At 66.8% G+C, this 17,756-nt stretch carries 15 protein-coding genes; 10 read left to right on the top strand and 5 right to left on the bottom strand.

Features of this window, described 5'->3' with window-relative positions; all coding sequences use genetic code 11:
* The first annotated feature begins 275 nt into the window (after positions 1-275).
* The 3 genes from BRAS3809_RS09850 (at position 276) to BRAS3809_RS36545 (ending at position 2,039) form a co-directional block, all read left to right on the top strand.
* Positions 276-518 (top strand): hypothetical protein, encoded by a 243-nt coding sequence (locus tag BRAS3809_RS09850; protein WP_006612869.1) that lies wholly within the window; start codon positions 276-278, stop codon positions 516-518.
* A 326-nt stretch (positions 519-844) separates the two neighbouring features.
* A complete protein-coding gene (locus BRAS3809_RS09845) occupies positions 845-1,762 on the top strand; it encodes an N-carbamoyl-D-amino-acid hydrolase (RefSeq protein ID WP_008961938.1) in 918 nt (305 codons plus the stop codon).
* A 115-nt stretch (positions 1,763-1,877) separates the two neighbouring features.
* Entirely contained in the window at positions 1,878-2,039 is a 162-nt protein-coding gene (locus BRAS3809_RS36545) for a hypothetical protein (protein ID WP_008961937.1), read from the top strand.
* Positions 2,040-2,217: 178 nt separating this feature from the next.
* Here the strand turns inward: BRAS3809_RS36545 and upp are convergent, their stop codons facing one another.
* The 3 genes from upp to BRAS3809_RS09825 all read right to left on the bottom strand — a co-directional run bounded on the left by upp (position 2,218) and on the right by BRAS3809_RS09825 (position 5,612).
* Positions 2,218-2,847 (bottom strand): uracil phosphoribosyltransferase, encoded by a 630-nt coding sequence (gene upp / locus BRAS3809_RS09835; RefSeq protein ID WP_008961936.1) that lies wholly within the window; start codon positions 2,845-2,847, stop codon positions 2,218-2,220.
* A gap of 269 nt (positions 2,848-3,116) precedes the next feature.
* Positions 3,117-4,340: a URC4/urg3 family protein gene (locus BRAS3809_RS09830; protein ID WP_008961935.1), complete on the bottom strand. Its 1,224-nt coding sequence runs from the start codon at positions 4,338-4,340 to the stop codon at positions 3,117-3,119.
* 15 nt (positions 4,341-4,355) lie between these two features.
* A complete protein-coding gene (locus BRAS3809_RS09825) occupies positions 4,356-5,612 on the bottom strand; it encodes a GTP cyclohydrolase II (RefSeq protein ID WP_008961934.1) in 1,257 nt (418 codons plus the stop codon).
* Between the two features lie 256 nt (positions 5,613-5,868).
* Between BRAS3809_RS09825 and BRAS3809_RS09820 the strand changes: the two genes are divergently transcribed.
* Together BRAS3809_RS09820 and BRAS3809_RS09815 are read left to right on the top strand one after the other, a co-directional pair.
* Positions 5,869-7,098, top strand: a complete 1,230-nt coding sequence (locus tag BRAS3809_RS09820) for an amidohydrolase family protein (protein WP_035655906.1) — start codon at positions 5,869-5,871, stop codon at positions 7,096-7,098.
* Positions 7,099-7,407: 309 nt separating this feature from the next.
* Positions 7,408-8,334, top strand: a complete 927-nt coding sequence (locus BRAS3809_RS09815) for an N-carbamoyl-D-amino-acid hydrolase (RefSeq protein WP_008961931.1) — start codon at positions 7,408-7,410, stop codon at positions 8,332-8,334.
* Positions 8,335-8,759: 425 nt separating this feature from the next.
* Here the strand turns inward: BRAS3809_RS09815 and BRAS3809_RS09810 are convergent, their stop codons facing one another.
* Positions 8,760-9,419: an aspartate/glutamate racemase family protein gene (locus tag BRAS3809_RS09810; RefSeq protein ID WP_170323269.1), complete on the bottom strand. Its 660-nt coding sequence runs from the start codon at positions 9,417-9,419 to the stop codon at positions 8,760-8,762.
* 128 nt (positions 9,420-9,547) lie between these two features.
* On the opposite strand from BRAS3809_RS09810, the gene hydA reads away from it, so the two are divergent.
* The 3 genes from hydA (at position 9,548) to BRAS3809_RS09795 (ending at position 12,922) form a co-directional block, all read left to right on the top strand.
* Positions 9,548-11,017, top strand: coding sequence for a dihydropyrimidinase (gene hydA, locus BRAS3809_RS09805; RefSeq protein WP_008961929.1), 1,470 nt, complete (start codon positions 9,548-9,550; stop codon positions 11,015-11,017).
* A gap of 169 nt (positions 11,018-11,186) precedes the next feature.
* Positions 11,187-12,158, top strand: a complete 972-nt coding sequence (locus BRAS3809_RS09800; RefSeq protein ID WP_008961928.1) for an NAD-dependent epimerase/dehydratase family protein — start codon at positions 11,187-11,189, stop codon at positions 12,156-12,158.
* Between the two features lie 2 nt (positions 12,159-12,160).
* A complete protein-coding gene (locus BRAS3809_RS09795) occupies positions 12,161-12,922 on the top strand; it encodes an SDR family oxidoreductase (protein WP_008961927.1) in 762 nt (253 codons plus the stop codon).
* A gap of 335 nt (positions 12,923-13,257) precedes the next feature.
* On the opposite strand, the gene BRAS3809_RS09790 is transcribed toward BRAS3809_RS09795, so the two are convergent.
* Complete coding sequence (locus BRAS3809_RS09790; RefSeq protein ID WP_008961926.1) at positions 13,258-14,154, bottom strand: LysR substrate-binding domain-containing protein; 897 nt, start codon at positions 14,152-14,154, stop codon at positions 13,258-13,260.
* Between the two features lie 210 nt (positions 14,155-14,364).
* Between BRAS3809_RS09790 and BRAS3809_RS09785 the strand changes: the two genes are divergently transcribed.
* Positions 14,365-15,795 (top strand): NAD(P)-binding domain-containing protein, encoded by a 1,431-nt coding sequence (locus BRAS3809_RS09785; RefSeq protein ID WP_008961925.1) that lies wholly within the window; start codon positions 14,365-14,367, stop codon positions 15,793-15,795.
* A gap of 153 nt (positions 15,796-15,948) precedes the next feature.
* A complete protein-coding gene (locus tag BRAS3809_RS09780) occupies positions 15,949-17,568 on the top strand; it encodes an ABC transporter substrate-binding protein (protein ID WP_008961924.1) in 1,620 nt (539 codons plus the stop codon).
* Positions 17,569-17,756 lie beyond the last annotated feature (188 nt).

The raw sequence follows: 17,756 nt of genomic DNA, 5'->3' as shown, positions 1-17,756 counted from the left end.
CCTGCATCAATGTCACGATGTCGTGGCCGGCCGCGAGGTAAACGAACGGTCAAGGGCGGGCTTCGGCGTTTACTGTTCCGGCCGCCGGAACGAAGCAGCCTCAAATGTCGGCCGCGCGCGATCGCGCTGTCAGGTTGAACCGTAATCGCCCTGCTTGTGCAGAACGCGTCTTCGCTTGCTCGTCGCGACAGACTCACCTTACATCGGTGTCGTTCGAGGCGCGGAGATCCGCGCACCCGGCATCCCCGCAACTCACGAATCGACGTCGGCTCGCAATGCTCAAGTCTGCCCAAGAGAAGTCTGTCCACAACAAGCCTGCTCAAGACAAATCCGGCAACGACCTTCCGCTGACCGGCTATGCGGTCGTCGTCGATGGCCAGATCAAGACCGAATTCAAGACCAAGGACGGCGCGCATAACGGCGCGCATGACCTCAAGCGCCGCTTCCCGATGTTGCAGATCAAGGTGTACGACGCCGAGACCAAGCAGACCCACGACATCGAGCTGGCGCGCGCATAGCATCGACTGGCGGGAGCCTTGCCGCCATGCGGGCGAGGCTCCTGCACCGGACCGGGCGTGGCGCGTGAACGTAAGCTCGGAACAACGTAAGCTCGGAACGTAGTTGCAGGCGCGATGGTCATGCGCCTCTGATGTGCGGCAGCGATTGATGCAGCCGTTGCATTTTTCATGGCGCCCTTGCCGTCAAGCACGTTGCATTTTCTGCGCCGGTTTCGTTTGATCGCAACCTGTCGCGCGCTGGACGGCCGGCAATGGCGCCGGTGACGCTGGTCGCGCGCAGATTGGAGATCGCCGTGAGTCGTATCTTTCGCGCCGCCGCTGCCCAGATGGGCCCGACGCAACGGGCCGACAGCCGCGCGCACACGCTCGCGCGGATGATTGCGCTGCTGGAGGGCGCGGCCGCGCAGGGTGCGACGCTGGTGGTGTTTCCGGAACTCGCCTTCACCACGTTCTTTCCGCGCTGGATCCTGGAGGGCGATGCGCTCGACAGCTATTTCGAGAGGTCGATGCCCAACCCTTCGGTGGCTGCGCTGTTCGACCGCGCGCGCGAACTGCGCGTTGGCTTCTATGTCGGCTATGCCGAGCTGACGCCGGACGGTCGGCGTTTCAACAGCGCCGTCCTGGTCGATGCCGACGGCCAGATCATCAGCAAGTACCGCAAGGTCCATCTGCCGGGCTCGGTCGAGCCGCGCGAAGGAGCCAAATATCAGCAGCTCGAAAAGCGCTATTTCGGCTATGGCGATCTCGGCTTTCCGGCGGTGCGGGCCGGTCCCGAATGGGGCGGTGCGATCATGGGCATGATGATCTGCAACGACAGGCGCTGGCCGGAATCCTGGCGCGTGCTCGGGATGCAAGGCGTTGAGCTGGTCTGCGTCGGCTACAACTCCGCGGCCTATGATCCGAACGGCGGCAACACTGAGGATGCGTCGTTGCGCACGTTCCACTCGACGCTGGTGGCGCAGGCCAATGCCTATATGAACGCGACCTGGGCGATCGCCGTGGCCAAGGCGGGCGACGAGGACGGCAGCGGACTGATCGGCGGCTCCTGCATCGTCGATCCCAATGGCTGCATCGTCGCGCAGGCGACGACGCTCGCGGACGAGGTCCTGGTCGCCGACATCGATCTCGATGCGTGCCGGCAGGGCAAGGACAAGATGTTCAACTTCGCGGCGCATCGCCGCCCCGATCAGTACAAGGTCATCACCGAGCGGGCCGGCGTCGTCGAGCCGGTGGCGGTGGATTAGCGGCCTGCGATGCACGAAGCCAGGCTGCGGGCGGCTCGAGCTGGAAAAACGCGGCGCGCTGCTGTGCTGCTTCGGTGCCAGCGAGAACGTCTATCCCTCGGGAATGCAGCGTGACATGGGACCGGCGACCCTGGCCTACAAGATGCGTCTCGGCGAGCCGGGCCGGATGAAAGACATGGTCAACATCTTCCAAGCCGACGAGACCGTGGTGCCAGCCACGGTCGAGCAGCAGGCGCGGTTTCATCGGCGGTGGGCCGATGGGTTTGGGAAGCGATGATCGACAGCATGGGGCCTCATGGTTCGAGACGCGTCGCAAGGGCGACGCTCCTCACCATGAGGGTTGCGAGCGATGCCCCGGCAGCAGTTCAATTCGATCCGCGAACTCGACCTCATCCTGAGGAGCATCGCGTAAGCGATGCGTCTCGAAGGATGGGCCGCAACATTGACCGACAGCCTTACCGCGTGCCATACGCCCGGTCGCCCGCGTCGCCGAGGCCGGGAACGATGAAGGCGTCGTCGTCGAGGCCATCATCGATGGCGGCGGTCCACAAGGTGACGTCGGGGTGCAGGCCGCGGACGCGTTCGACGCCTTCGGGGGCGGCGATCATGCAGACCATGCGGATGTCCTTGGCGCCGCGCTCCTTGAGCCGGTCGACGGCGGCAACCGCGCTGTTGCCGGTTGCCAGCACCGGCGTCACCACGACGGCGAGGCGCTCCTGCAGATCGGACGGGGCCTTGAAGAAGTACTCCACGGCGGTGAAGGTGTGCGGCTCACGGTAGAGGCCGATATGGGCGACGCGGGCGGTCGGCACCAGGTCGAGCATGCCGTCGACGAAGGTGACGCCGGCGCGCAGCACCGGCACGAACACCAGCTTCTTGCCGGCGATCTTGGCCGACTGCATCCGCGCCAGCGGCGTCTCGACCTCGACCTCCGTCAGCGGCAGGTCGCGCGTGACCTCGTAGCACAGCAGCATGCCGATCTCCTTCAGGAGCTCGCGGAACGACTTGGTCGAGATCGACTTGTCGCGGATCAGGGTCAGCTTGTGCTGCACCAGCGGATGATCGACGACCGTGACGCCTTCCATGGCTTTGTTCTCCGTAGGGTGGGCAAGGCGCCACGCGCCGTGCCCACCGCGATCCTAGCTCAGATGGCAGTGGTGGGCACGCTGCGCTTTGCCCACCCTACGTGCAACTGATCAGTTTCGTCATTGCGAGGAGCCAACGGGTCCGCGCAAAGCGCGGCCCGATGACAAGCTCCGCGACGACGCAATCCAGACTTTCTTTTTCGCCCCTGGATTGCTTCGCTTCGCTCGCAATGACGTAGCTGCGAGTAGGCGATTGTGACTCAAACCCCTTAAAACACCGTGCCGTCGCTGATGATGGTGAGCGGCGGCGAGCCGTCGGGGCGGCGGGCGAAGGCGAGCTTGCGCCCCGTTGCCCAGGTACCGCCTTCGAGGATGCGCGCCAAGGGCAGTTGCTCTGCGGTCTGGCCGGTGTGCTGGCGGATCAGGGCGGCGAGGCGATCGAGCAGGGCGACGGTGAGCGCGCGCCATTCCACCACCAGCGGCGAGTCCACCGCGTGCGCCCGCGCGGCATCGGCGGGATCGCGCAAAATCAGCACGCCGCCGTCGACGAACAGGCCGCCATTGCGGTATTCGGCGAGGCCGGTCAGACCGTCAATGTCGTCGACCACGAGGCCAGCGCGCTGCAGCGGTTCGATCAGCGAATAGCTCAGCCATTGCGACAGCTTGTGCAGCGGGACGAGGCCGGTGGTGGCATCTGCGGTGACCAGGGCGGCATGCCGCCAGCAGTCGCCGAGCGCGATGCCCTGCAAGGTCAGCCGCGATGGCCAGATCGGGCCGAGCTGCAGCAGCACCTGCTGCAGGATGTCGGCGGCCGGGAGACGGCCACCGGTCGCCGTAGCGGCGAGCTGATCGAACAGGCCGCCGGGACGCGGGCCATCCTTGGTTCCGAACACCTCCGGCTTTGCCGCCGTGACCTCGCCGAGCCGGCGCAGCAGCGCTACGCGGCCGTCCAGCCCGACCAGGGGATTGTCAGCGCTCACCTGAAAGCCGCGTTCGAGATCGGCGACGGTGAGCTCTCGCAGCTTCGCCGCATCGGCGCGCAGTGGATTGCCGGCGTCGGCGGAGAACGCGCCGCTGGCAAACATGTCGAGGCTCGCCAGCGCCAGCCCCTCGGAGCGGCCGATGCGCGTACCGGTCACGGCGTCCTGATAGCGCCAAGCCGCACCGGCGCCGGCATCGAGCAGCACGCTGGTGATCGCAAGGTCGAACTCGGCCCGCGCTCGCGCGGCTGCATCCGGCCAGGGCGCCTTCGCCGCGATCGCAGCCCAGCGGTCGACGCCGCCGACCACGAAGTGCCGCCAGCGCGAGTGGAACGGCACCTCGCCGCTCGGATACGCCGTGTTGGTCACGTCGCGCACGAGATCGGCGATGGCATCGAGCTTGGCGAGATCGATGCGGAAATGCGGCAGCCTGCCGTCGAGGCCGAGCGCAAGCAGTTGATGCGCCCGCTCGCGCACGGCGCGGGCGGACAGGAGATAGGAGACATCCGTCATGATCGGCCGCTGCGCTCAGTACTTCTCGAGCGGGCGGCCGACGGTGTCGCCAAGCTCCTGCGGCTTCTGCGGCTCCAGCGAGAAATAGCCGGCGGCCTTCTTCGCCGCGATCTCGACATGGGCGTCGGCCGGGATCAGCTCGTCGGGGATCGGCACGCGCTCGACGATGTCGACGCCCTGGCCGACCAGCGCATCGTGTTTCATGTCGCTCATCGAGATGAAGCGGTCGATCCGCTTGATGCCGAGCCAGTGGATGACATCAGGCATCAGCTGCTGGAAACGCGCATCCTGCACGCCGGCGACGCATTCGGTGCGCTCGAAGTAAGCGGCCGCGGCGTCGCCGTCCTCCTGGCGCTTGCGCGCATTGTAGACGAGGAACTTGGTGACCTCGCCGAGCGCGCGGCCTTCCTTGCGGTTGTAGACGATGATGCCGAGGCCGCCGTTCTGGCCCGCGGCAACGCATTCCTCGATGCCGTGGATCAGATAGGGGCGGCAGGTGCAGATGTCCGAGCCGAACACGTCGGAGCCGTTGCACTCGTCATGCACGCGACATGTGATCTTGGTCCTGGAATCATTCAGCTTGGTGACGTCGCCGAACAGATAGACCGTGGTGCCGCCGATCGGCGGCAGGAAGACCTGCAGGTCCGGCCGCGTCACCAGCTCCGGATACATGCCGCCGGTCTGCTCGAACAGGCCACGACGCAGATTGGTCTCGCTGGTGCCGAAGCGCGCGGCGACACCCGGCAGGTACCACACCGGGTCGATCGCGATCTTGACCACCGACACGCTGCCATTGGCATGCACGACGTTGCCGTCATGGACGAGGCGCTTCGCGGCGAGCGCGGCATGCAGCTCCGGCAGCTCGATGCGCGCCTTGGTCACCGCGATGGTCGGCCGGATGTCGATGCCTTCGGCGATCTCGCCGCCGAAATTTTCCGCGACCAGGTGGCCCCAGGGATCGAGCGCGACGATCTTGGCTGGATCGCGCCACTGGTCGAACGGGCCGATGGTGGCGGCGGGATGGGTGTTGGTGAGGTCCGGGCGGCGGATCGGATCGAGCGCGCCGGAGGAGACCGCGAGCGCGCGGTAGACCGTGTAGGAGCCGCCATGGCTGCCGATGACGTTGCGATCCTGCGGCCGCGACACCGTGCCGATCACCGGGCCGCGCTCGCGCGCGCTTGCCGCGCCCCAGTGGAGCGGGAAGTTATGCTTGGCGCCTGGCACCGGGTGCGAGGTCAGGCGGATGTGATCCGTGCGGTTGGAGCGAGTCATCGGACAGCCACCCCCAAAACGGCAACGGCCCGCCTTGACGACGGGCCTGAGCAGAACGAGTTCACGTTTTCCATGCATCAATATAGCAGTTTTTCCGCAGCAAACAAGGGTGTCCCCGGCGGCATCTATTTGTAAACGAATGGTGACGGCGGCCGGCTTGCAATGCAGCGCAGTCCGGCCTGCTGGCATGCCGCTTGCCTTTTGGACGCGACGCCGCCAGCTTGGCGGGGGTGGAGTCACCGGTGGCAAGGACGGCATGGACCTGATCATTCGCAACGCAATGCTGGCGGGGCAGGGCGAACTGCGCCATGCCGATATCGGAATTTCCAAAGGCCGCATCGTGGCCATCGAAGCGGCGCTGCCGGCGGACGGCGAGGTGCGCAACGCGGAGAATTGCCTCGTCGTGCCCGGCTTCATCGAGACGCATATCCATCTCGACAAGACCTGCATCCTCGACCGCTGCACGATCAAGGAAGGCACGGTGGCCGAGGCCGTGCGCGAGACGGCGGCCGCGAAGCGCAACTTCACCGCCCAGGATGTCCATGCGAGGGCGAAGCAGACGGTGGAGCGCTGCGTCAGCCACGGCACGATGCGGATGCGCACCCATGTCGAGCTCGATCCCGGCATCGGCTTCACTGCGTTCGAGGCGATCCGAGAGCTTGCGCGCGACTATGCCTGGGCGCTCGATCTCGAGATCTGCGTGTTTCCGCAGGAGGGCCTGACGAACTATCCGGGCACCGAGGAACTGCTGATCGAGGGCCTGCGCCGCGGCGCGCGTACGATCGGCGCCGCGCCCTATTTCGACTCCGATCCGCCGGCGCAGATCGACCGCATCTTCGCGATCGCGCGCGAGTTCGACGTCGACATCGACATGCATCTCGATCTCGCCGAGACGCTCGACCACATGCAGATCGAATATGTCTGCCGCAAGACGGAAGAATATGGCTGGGGCGGCCGCGTCGCGGTCGGCCATGTCACGCAGCTGTCGCTGCTGCCGCCGGACCGATTCAACACGATCGCAACGCAGCTCGCCAACGCCGGCGTCGCCGTCACCGTGCTGCCGTCGACCGACCTGCACCTGATGGGTCGCCGACAGGATCATGCCATCCCGCGCGGCGTCGTGCCGCTGCAGCCGCTCCGCGACAAGGGCGTGACCTGCTCGCTGTCGACCAACAATGTGCTCAACCCGTTCACGCCCTATGGCGACGGCTCGCTGATCCGCATGGCCAATCTGTACGCCAATGTCTGCCATGTCTCGCGGCCGGACCATCTCGCCGGCTGCTTGGACATGGTGACGCATGACGCGGCCAGGCTGATGCGGCTGGATGACTACGGCGTGAAGGTTGGCGCGCCGGCTGATCTCGTCTGCATCGATGCCCGCGATTCGACCGAGGCGGTGGCAACGCTGGCGCAGCCGCTGTGGGGCCTCAAGCGCGGCCGTCCGTCGTTCTCGCGCGCGCGCCCCGTGCTGCATCGGCCGGAATGATGATGGGATCCGTAGGGTGGGCAAAGGCGCGTACGACCATGGTGCGGCATTCACAGCTCGATTGCGCGCCGTGCCCACCATCTCGAACCGCGGTGCTCGACCACGGTGGGCACGCTTCTGCCGTCGCTTGTCGGTGTACCGAGCAAGCCGCCGCTTTGCCCACCCTACGGACTGAGCGGTTGGGATCAAGGTCATTCAACACCCGTCATTGCGAGGAGCGCAGCGACGAAGCAATCCAGGGTCCTCGCGCGGCCCTGGATTGCTTCGCTTCGCTCGCAATGACGGCGGGGTAATTATGGGAGCTACACCATGCGTGTCATCAATGTTGCTGCCGCCCAGATGGGGCCGATCCAGCGCGCCGACAGCCGCGAGGCGGTCGTCGCGCGCATGATCGCGCTGCTGGACGAGGCCAAGCGCAAGGGGGCCGACCTCATCGTCTATCCCGAGCTGGCGCTGACCACGTTTTTTCCGCGCTGGTACATGGAGGATCAGGACGAGGTCGATGCGTGGTTCGAAAAGACGATGCCAAACGCTGCCGTGCAGCCGCTGTTCGACCGCGCGGCTGAACATGGCATCGCGATGTATCTCGGCTATGCCGAGCTGACACCGGACGGGCATCACTACAACACCGCCATCCTGACCGATCGCGCGAGCCGTATCGTCGGCAAGTACCGCAAGGTGCATCTGCCGGGGCACGAAGAGTTCGAGCCGGAGCGTAGCCACCAGCATCTCGAGAAGCGCTATTTCGAGCCGGGCGATCTCGGCTTTCCGGTCTGGCGCAATCTCGGCGGCATCATGGGCATGGCGATCTGCAACGACCGCCGCTGGCCTGAGACCTATCGCGTGATGGGGCTGCAGGACGTCGAACTGGTGCTGATCGGCTACAACACGCCGTCGGTGAACTCGCTGAAATCAGCGGAGGGCCTGCAGCAGCGGCTGTTCCACAACCGTCTCTCGGCGCAGGCCGGCGCCTATCAGAACTCGTGCTGGGTGGTGTCGGTCGCCAAGGCCGGGTTGGAAGATGGCCATCATCTGATCGGCGGCAGCCTGATCGTCAATCCCGACGGCGAGATCGTCGCGGAGGCGGCGACCGAAGGCGACGAGGTGCTGGTGGCGGCGTGCGATATGGATGCGACGAGGTTCGGCAAGCAGACGATCTTCGACTTCGCGAGGCACCGGCGGGTGGAGCATTACGGACTGATCACCAGCCGGACGGGCGCCGTGCCGCCGGAGTAGGGCGGCGAGGGAGCCGAGCGAGCGTGAGCAACTGTGAGGCACGCATGCAGCGACACCAACGGTGTCGTTCCGGCGAACGCCGGGACCCATGCCGCGGAGTCTACCGAGGGACGTCGCTGGTAGTCGCCTGCCTCATCACGGCCGGTGGTTATGGGTCCCGGCTCAAGGCCGGGACGACGGCGGAGGGTGGGGTGGCAGACGGGCAGGTCCATGCAAGCGAGCGCGCCGGTGCAAATTCGGTGTCGTCCCGGCGAAAGCCGGGACCCATACCGCGGAATCTATCGAGGAACGTCACTGCTAGTTGCCTGCCTCACCGCGGCCGGTGGTTATGGGTCCCGGCTCAAGGCCGGGACGACGGCGGTGGGTGAGGCGGTCAGCCGGGTAGATCGACGCAGCGTCGGTCGCGAGATCAGCAAGTCCTGTGATCATCCTGCAAACGCCACAGCACCCAGCGCCATTGTCACCGCGGCCTGAGTCGGATCGATCACCGGAATCCCCAGCGCGTCCTCCAAATTCTTGCGATGCCGCGCCATGCCGGCGCAGCCCATGACGATAGCGCCGGCGCCGTCCTCGTCCTTCAGCGCGCGGCCGACCGTGATCATCTTGGCCAGCGTGCCTTCGCCCGACGCCGTCTCCGCCACCGTCATGTCGAGCGGCCGCTCGGCCGCCAGCCGGTCCATGAGGCCCATTTGGCGGAGGTAGCGGATGTGGCGGCGGATCGAGCGCTGCGCGATCGCGAGCACGCCGAACGTATCGGCGCGGGTCAGCGCGGTCAGCACGCCGCATTCGGCGATGCCGAGCACCGGCCGCGCCGTCGCCTCGCGGCAGACATGCAGGCCCGGATCGCTGTAGCAGGCGATGACGAAGGCGCTGGACGCATTGTCGCCCTCGACGAAACGCCGCAGCGGCAGGGTGACGCTGTCGGCATCCTTCTGGCTCTCGATGCCGTAGGGGCCTTCCTTCAAGGTCTCGCAGACGATCTCCGGCCCCTCCGCGAACATCAGCGGCTTGAGCGCCGCCGCGAGGCCGTCGGTCACCACCTGGTTGGAGTTCGGGTTGATCACGGTGATGCGCGGGCGGGACATGGGAGGGGCCTGCTTCTTCGCTGTTGACGTCGCCCGACAGGCAACCACTATGCCGTGGCGGACGCAAGCAGGCCGACGCGGCTTCGCGCGTCCACGGCGTTCCATCTGGCAGAACTCAGGAGATCGCGATGACCGAGCCGGCCTATGACCTGATCATCCGGGGAGGGCGCGTCGCCACCACGACCGATACGTTCGACGCCGATGTCGCCATCTCCGGCGAGACCATCGCGGCGATCGGCCGCGGGCTGGGTCCCGCGAAGCGCGAGATCGACGCGCGCGGCAAGTATGTGCTGCCGGGCGGCGTCGACAGCCACTGCCATATCGAGCAGCTCTCGGCGGCCGGCATCGTCAATGCCGACACGTTCGAGAGCGCGACGACATCAGCGGCGTTCGGCGGCACCACGTCAGTCATCTCCTTTGCCGCACAGCATGTCGGGATGCAGCTGCCGCAGGTGCTGGAGGACTATCACGCGCTGGCGCGCAAGGGCGCGGTCATCGACTACGCGTTCCACATGATCATCGCCGATCCCACCAAGGAGACCTTGGAGCGCGATCTTCCCGCGCTGATCCGGCAGGGCCACGGCTCGATCAAGATCTTCATGACCTACGACCGGCTCAAGATCGACGACGAGCCGCTGCTCGACATTCTCGTCGCCGCGCGCGAGGGCGGCGCGATGCTGTGCGCGCATGCCGAGAACCACGGCATCATCTCCTGGATGGTGAAGCGGCTGCTGGCGCGCGGCTATACCGCGCCGAAATATCACGCCATCAGCCACGCGCGCTTCTCCGAGGCCGAGGCGTTCAACCGGCTGATCGGCATGGCGGCGCTGGTCGATCAGCCGATCATGATCTTCCACGTCTCGACCGCGGAAGGCGCCAAGGTCATCCGCGATGCGCGCGGGCAGGGGCTGAAGGTGTTCGCGGAGACCTGTCCGCAATATCTGTTCATGACGGCCGACGATCTCGACAAGCCCGGCATCGAGGGCGCGAAGTGGATGTGCAGCCCGCCGCCGCGCCGCGCACCCGACCAGGAGGCGCTGTGGCAGGCGCTGTCGCTCGGCGATCTGCAGACCATCTCGTCGGACCACGCGCCGTATCGCTTCGACGAGACCGGCAAGCTGCGCGCCGGACCTAATCCCAATTTCAAGCAGATCGCCAATGGCCTGCCGGGTCTGGAGCTGCGGCTGCCGCTGCTGTTCGATGCGATGGTGTCCAAGGGCCGGCTCGGCCTCAACAAGTTCGTCGAGCTCACTGCGACGGCGCCGGCCAAGATCTACAATCTGCATCCCAAGAAGGGCGCGATCGCGATCGGCGCCGATGCCGACATCGCGCTGTGGAACCCGGACAAGCGCGTGACGATCACCGATGAGATGATGCACGACCTCGCCGGCTACACGCCGTTCGCCGGCCGCAGCGTCCAGGGCTGGCCGGTCACCGTGCTGTCGCGCGGCCGCGTCATCGTCGACGATGGCAAACTGTCGGTGCAGCCCGGCTCCGGCCAGTTCCTCGCCCGCAGCGGCGGCGAGGCGGCGAAGCCGACCGGGCGGCTGGTGGCGGACATGGACCCCGAGCAGAACTTTGGGGCGAAGCTGCTGTGAGCGGGATGATGACAGCGTGGCCTCCTGCTTCGAGACGGGCGCTTCGCGCCCTCCTCAGCACGAGGGGAAAGAGCGAGACGCGCGGCATTGTCGCTGCTCACCCTCATGGTGAGGGGGCTGCGCCAGCAGCCGTCTCGAACCATGCGGCCCCGACGGAGAGGCGTCTCGCATGCATGTCCTGATCTTCGGCGGAGCCGGCTTCGTCGGGCTGAACATCGCGCAGGGTCTGCTGGAGCGTGGCCATGCCGTGACGATCTTCGACGCGGCGGCTCCGCCCGATGCGGCGCAGCGCGCCTTCGCGCCGTATCGCGAGCGGCTGCACCTCGTGCAGGGCGACGTCACCGATCCGAACGCCGTTGCGGCCGCGATCGGCAACGGCTGCGATGCCGTCGTGATGGGCGCGGCGATCACCGCCGGCCCCGAGCGCGATGCCGCCGATCCAGAACGCATCCTCGCGGTGAACCTGCTGGCGCAGGTGCCGATCCTGCAGGCGGCGCGGCGCAGCGGCATTCGCCGCGTCGTCAATCTGTCCTCGGCGGCGTCCTACGGCGCCAGCGGCCAGCGCTATCAGGTGCTGGAGGAGACCACGCCGTGCGAGCCGGTGTCGCTGTATGCGATCACCAAATTCGCCTCCGAGCGCGTCGCCGCGCGGCTGTCGGACCTCTGGAGCACCGATGTCATCAGCGTGCGGCTGTCGGCCGTGTTCGGCCCGTTCGAGCGCGGCGGCGGCGTGCGCGATACGCCCTCGCCGCAGGCGCTGATCGCGGCCTGCTGCGCGCGCGGCGAGGCGGCGCTGCTGACCGAGCCCGGCGACAAGGACTGGATCTATGCGGTCGACGTCGCCGACGCGGTGTGCCTGCTGCTGGAAGCCGGGAAGCCGCAGCATTCGCTCTACAACATCTCCAATGCGGCGACGTTCACGGCCGAGGCCTGGGGCGATGCCTTCGCGCAAGCGCGGCCCGGCTTCGTCTGCCGCCTGGCGCGGGATGACGAGACGCCGACCGTGCCGGTGTTCGCGCCGATTCGCGGCCGGCTGTCGACGAATCGGCTCGCCGACGAATTCGGCTGGCGCGCGCGGTTCGATTGCGCGGCCTCCGCGGAGCATTTCGGCCGCTGGTTCGATCAATACGGGAGAGATTGACGATGAGGCTCGCAGGCAAGGTCGCGATCATCACCGGCGGCGGCTCCGGCATCGGCCGCGCCAGCGCCGTGATGTTTGCGCGCGAGGGCGCGAACGTGGCGCTGGTCGATCGTGATGCCGCGGGAGCGGAGGAGACCTTGCTGCTCATGGCCAAGGCCGGCGGCCAGGGCAGCGTGCATGTTGGCGATGTCGGCGATGCCGATTTCGCCACGGCGACGGTCGAGCGCGTCACGGCGGCGCGCGGCCGGCTCGACGTGCTGATGCTTGCGGCCGGTTTCTCCTGCGGCGGCACCGTGGTCACGACCGATCCGGCCGACTGGGACGCGGTGTTCCGCGCCAATGTCGGCGGCACCTGGCTGTGGGCCAAGGCCGCGGTGCCGATCATGCAGGCGCAGCAGGCAGGGTCGATCATCACCGTGGCGTCGCAGCTCGCGGTCGCCGGCGGCAAGGGCAACAGCGCCTATATCGCGGCCAAGGGCGCGATCATCAGCCTGACCCGCACCATGGCGGTCGACTTCGCCACCGACGGGATCCGCGTCAACGCGCTGGCGCCGGGCGCGATCGACACGCCGCTGCTGCGCCGGAGCTTTGCCCGCCACGCCGATCCCGAGCCGGTGCGCGAAGCCTCGCGGCAGCGCCATGCGATGAAGCGGTTCGGCGAGGCCGACGAGGTCGCCGCGGCGGCGCTGTTTCTCGCCAGCGAAGAGGCGTCGTTCACGACCGGCGTCGTGCTGCCGGTGGATGGCGGATGGCTGGCGGCTTAGGAGCGGCGCGAGGTTTCAGACGAGCCGTCGACGCGGCCTGATCTTTAGTTTGAAGCGAAGCCGTCGCCACGACGGCGGTCGGCTCCTATCGCATTTGGCCAATCTGAGTGTGTCGCGAAGCCGTTTCCACATCGTCATGCCCGGGCCCGTCCCGGGCATCCACGTCGTTCTCAGCACGCCGGACGACGTGGATGGCCGGGACAAGCCCGGCCATGACGACGCGGAGGGAGATTGGCGCAAAACATCGATCGCCATATGCGATAGCCCTGCCCCTTGCGGGGAGGGGAGCTCACTGTTTGCGCGGAGAGAGGTCGAATTCCAACGGACGGAAGCGGTCAGCGCTTCCCCGCCGTCCCCTTCCGATCTCGTCCTCGCAAAATATCGGCAAGCGCTGCGGCATTCCGTGACAGTGGTTCGAATCTTGGCGTCAACAAATACGCCCGCATCGGCGTCTTCGGCGCGAGCGGGCGCGCCACGAGGTCGGGCCAGGCGCGGCCGCGCAGCACGAATTCGTCGACCACGGCAAGGCCGGCGCCGGCGCGGACCATGGCGCAGGCGTCGGGCGTGTAGCGCACGATCGTCGTGGGCTCCGGGCCGCCAGCCAAGGCTGACGTGACGATGTGGCCGTAGGGCGTCTGCGGACCGAAGCCGACTAGCGGGTAGGGCAGCATGTCCCTCGGCCGGATGCTGCGCAGCTTCGCGAGCGCGTGGTCCGACGGCATGATGACGTGCAGCGCGCCTTCCGCGATCGTGTCCACGGCGACCGTCGGCTCGTCGACCGGCAGCACGGTGACGCCGAGATCGGCGCGCGCGGTGCCGACGCGGTTGACGATCTCCCGAAGCGTCAGCGACTCGAACTCGACGCGCAGGTCCGGAAAGCGGCTCCGCAGCCGCGCCAGTGCGTCCGGCACCATGCCGTGTCCCGCGCTCGGGCTCGCGACCACGCGGATGGTTCCGGTGCCGCCGGCGCGCAGCTCATCGGCGAGATCGTTGATGCGCGCGACGCCGCGATGGATGTGCTCGACCTCGGCGAACAGCCGCTTGGCCTCGGGCGTCGGCTGCACCCGGCCGCTGATCCGCTCGAACAGCTTCAGCTTGAGACCATCCTCGGTATAGGCCAGCAGCCGGCTGATCGCCGGCTGCGAGACCGACAGCAGCCTGGCGGCACCGCTGATCGAGCCGGTGATCATGATCGCGCGGAACACCTCGATCTGGCGCAGATTGAGCGGCATGCGACCTCTTGTCTCGCTGCGGACGATGGCGGACCTTAGCGGCCGGAGCCCGCCCATAACAAGCTGTTATGGGCGGCGGACAAATCGGTATGGTCGATGCGAGAGGTGCTTTGCTAAGCTTTGCGCGCCGGGTGACCTGACGAATGGAGAGAGCGTGAGCGACAGCAAGCGTGTCGATCGCGGTTGCGCGTGTCAATTCCGGGGCCCGGCATGAGCGACGGCCTTGCCGCGCTGAGCGCCCGGGTGCGCAGCGATCTTGCCAGGATCGCCCATCCCAGCATGCCATGGCTGACGCCCGTCACCGGCCCCGACGGCCGGCCCGCGCTCGACGTGCTGATCGTCGGCGGCGGCCAGTCGGGCCTTGCGACCGCGTTCGCGCTGCTGCGCTCGCGGGTCGGCAACATCCTCGTGCTCGACAAGGCGGACGCGGGGAGCGAAGGGCCATGGCTCAGCTACGCGCGCATGCCCACGCTGCGCAGCCCGAAGGATTTCACCGGACCCGATCTCGACATTCCCTGCCTGACCTATCAGTCGTGGCACGAGGCGAAGTTCGGCGAGCAGAGCTGGCGCGATCTTAACCTGATCCCGCGCGAATATTGGGCAGATTATCTCGTCTGGTATCGCGAGGTGCTCGACCTTCCCGTCCGCAATGGTTGCGAGGTCATCGACATCGCGCCCGCTGCCGGCGGACTGCTGCAGGCGACCGTCCGCAGCACGGACGGCGAGACGACGATCCATGCCCGCAAGATCGTGCTGGCGACCGGGCAGGAGGGCATGGGTGACTGGAACATTCCGGAGCCGCTGCGGCATCTGCCGCCGTCGCGCTGCGTCCATTCCGGCGCGGAGATCGACATCGCGACGCTGCGCGGCCGCCGTGTCGCCGTGATCGGCGCCGGCGCCTCGGCGTTCGACAACGCCGCCGTCGCGCTGGAGACCGGTGCGGCGCGGGTGGACCTGCTGTGCCGTCGCGCGGAAATCCAGCTGATCCAGCCGTATCGCTGGCTCACCTTCCGCGGCTTTCTGCGGCACTTCTCCGAGCTGGACGACGCGTGGCGCTGGCGCTTCATGCGCGCCGTGCTCGAGCTGCGCGAAGGCTTTCCGCAGCACACCTATGATCGCTGCGCCGTTCATGCCGCGTTTCATCTGCATGAGGGCGCGCCGATCGTGGCCGCGCGCGAGACCGCCGATGGCGTTGTGCTGCAGACCGCGCAAGGCGAGATCACCGCCGACTTCGTCATCAGCGCCACCGGCATCACGATGGATTTTGCGCGGCGACCGGAGCTGAAGCGCTTTGCCGGCAACATCGCGCGCTGGTCCGACCGCTATAGGCCCGATCCGAGCGAGCGCAACGACCGGCTTGGCGCGTTTCCCTATCTCGCCGACGACTATGCGCTGTGCGAGCGGACGCCCGGCGAGACGCCGTGGATCCGCGACATTCACGTCTTCGCCATCGCGTCCACGATGAGCTTCGGCGCTTCGGGATCGTCGATCAACGCGATGACGACGGCCGTGCCGAAGCTGGCGCATGGCCTGACGCGTGGGCTGTTCACCGCCGATATCGACAAGCACTGGGCGAGCTTCCAGGCCTATGATGTGAGACAGGCGGACGTCCGTCGCGGTGCGGCTGGTCGGCAGGCATGAGCGATCGTGCTGATCCGCGTGCTGCGCCGCATCGATCAGGATTTGCTCGTCATCTGCAATGGCACATGATTTGCTGCTGCGCTGGCGGCGTCGGTGACCGCTGGCGGACTGTCTTCAGTCCCGGAATTTGAGACTAACAAGGGAACAGGGGCGATGAGTTTCGAGATGTCCAAACGTTCGTTGTTCGCGGCGACCGCCTTGCTCGCAGTGACCTTGGCGGCGCCATCGGCGCATGCCCAGAGCAGGGCCGAGACCTTGCGCTACGTCACCGGCGCTACCGTCAACACGCTCGATCCGAACATTCCGGGCTCGACGCGCGAGGCCTTCGCGCTATCGATGTCGAGCTACGACCGGCTGGTGTCGTTCGGCCGCAAGCAGCTCAACGGTAAGTGGGTGTTCGATCTGGACACGATCACCGGCGAGCTCGCCGAATCCTATTCCGTCAGCCCCGACGGCCTGAAGATCACCTTTAAGCTGCGCCCCGATGCCAAGTTCCAGGACGGCTCGCCGGTGACCGCCGACGACGTCAAATGGTCGCTCGACCGCTGCGTCACCGCGCCGATCCTCGGCAAGGCGCAACTGCTGACGGGATCGCTGACCTCGGCCGATCAGTTCAAGGTGATCGATCCCTTGACGATCGAGGTCACCTTGCCGAAGCCGGACAAACTGGCGCTGCCGAACCTCGCGACCGTCTACCCGATCATCATCAACTCCAAGCTCGCCAAGGCACACGCGACTGCCGACGATCCCTGGGCGCTGAACTGGACGAAGGAGAACGCGGCCGGCAGCGGCGCGTATATCGTCGAGACCTTCAAGCCCGGCGAGCAGGTGATCGCCAAGCGCAACGAGGCCTGGAACCGCGGCACGCCCGACAAGCCGGCGGCGTTCAAGCGGTTGATCATCCAGTCGGTGCCGGAGCCGGCGACGCGCGCCAATCTGGTCGAGCGGGGCGACGCCGATCTCGTGATCGACCTGCAGGCCAGCGACGTGCAGTCGCTCGAAGGCAAGGGCAAGCTCAAGGTGATCTCGACGCCGCAATACAATGCGGTGACCTTCATCTCGATGAACAACACCATCGCCCCGTTCGACAACGTCAATGTCCGTCGCGCGATCGCGTATGCGCTGCCCTACGACGACATGTTCAAGGCGGCATTGTTCGGCCGCGGCGCGCCGCTGTTCGGCGCGACCTGGGCCGACGGCAAGCCGCCGAGCGGCGGCTATCCGATTCCGCAGCCGATCAAGCTCGATCTGGACAAGGCCAAGGCCTATCTGAAGGACGCCGGCATGCCCGACGGCTTCTCGATCACGTTCAGCTTCAACGTCGGCCAGGCGGCGACCGCCGAGCCGATGGCGGCGCTGGTGAAGGAGTCGCTCGGCAAGATCGGCATCAAGGTCGATATCCAGAAGCTGCCGGATGCGCAGATGTCGACCGCGATCAACGAGAAGAAGCTGCCGTTCTTCATCGAGGGCATCGTCGCCTGGCTGCCGTCGACCGACTACTTCTACCGCAACTTCTACACCGGCAAGCAGCGCTGGAACTACTCCTCGACCGACAACGCCGAACTGGAGAAGATCGCGCAGGAGGCGCGCTTCGAGGCCGACAAGGCGAAGTACGAGGAGGAGGGCAAGGCGCTGAACGCGATCCATTTCGACCAGATGTTCCAGATCCCGATCTGGCAGGCGGCGCAGGACGCCGTCATGCAGCCGACGGTGGACGGCTATGTCTACCAGTTCACCCGGCAGGTCGATTATCGTAACCTGAGCCGGAAGTAGGGCCATCACGGGTGGAGCGCAGCCGCGTAGCGGCGCTCCACCTCGCTGTCGTTGGGAGAGGAATCCTCTTCTGACGTTGGGCTGAAGCTCGTGCCGCGCTGCAGCTGCGCTCCCTCTCCCCGTTCTTACGGGGGAAAGGGTCGGGGTAAGGGGCATACGCACGGGCAGTGCACGTGGTGAGACCTGTA

The sequence above is a fragment of the Bradyrhizobium sp. STM 3809 genome (assembly GCF_000239795.1).
Classification (GTDB): Bacteria; Pseudomonadota; Alphaproteobacteria; order Rhizobiales; family Xanthobacteraceae; genus Bradyrhizobium.
This window is presented reverse-complemented; position numbering and strand designations above follow the sequence as displayed.